Origin of the sequence: Bacillus sp. SRB3LM, from assembly GCF_015712745.1 — a bacterium.
Taxonomy (GTDB): domain Bacteria; phylum Bacillota; class Bacilli; order Bacillales; family Bacillaceae_G; genus Bacillus_A; species Bacillus_A thuringiensis_K.
In genome coordinates, this window is the sequence record NZ_VWVQ01000091.1 from 1 (window position 1) to 591 (window position 591).

Genomic DNA, 591 nt, shown 5'->3' on the forward strand with positions numbered 1-591 from the left:
TGAAGTGACCCCTAAAAGTTAGACACGGTTATTTCATTAGGCAGCTTGATAAAAATGAGTTCGGTATTGTACCGGACTCATTTTTAATTTTGCCTTAATCCGTTTCGTATTATAATAATCTATATATTTTTCTAATTCTATTTTAAAGTGCTCTACATTTTCAAATTCTTTTATGTAGAGGAACTCCGACTTCATAATCCCAAAGAAATTTTCTATTACTGCGTTGTCGTAACAGTTTCCTTTTCGAGACATACTCTGTACGATACCCCTTGATTCAAGTGTGCGGACGTATTGACTCATTTGATAATGCCATCCTTGATCCGAATGCATTAGTAGCTGGTGGTTTTCAGGTAAACGTTCTAATGCTTTCTCTAACATCTCTGAAACAAGTGAATACGTCGGTCTAGAACCAATTGTATAGGTAATAATTTCACCATTATACAAGTCTAATACAGGTGATACATACAGTTTCTCTCCAAACAATTTAAACTCTGTGATGTCCGTTACCCATTTTTGATTCGGGGCATCTGTATAAAAATTACGCTCTAAAATATTAGGTGCAATTTTACCGACTTTCCCTTTATAGGATTT

The 591-nt window shown here is 34.7% G+C and carries 1 protein-coding gene; it reads right to left on the bottom strand.

Translation table 11 applies throughout. The features are described from left to right. Positions 1 to 36: 36 nt before the first annotated feature. The coding region (locus F3I02_RS27120) for an IS3 family transposase (RefSeq protein WP_196478612.1) at positions 37 to 591 on the bottom strand (555 nt) is incomplete at its 5' end.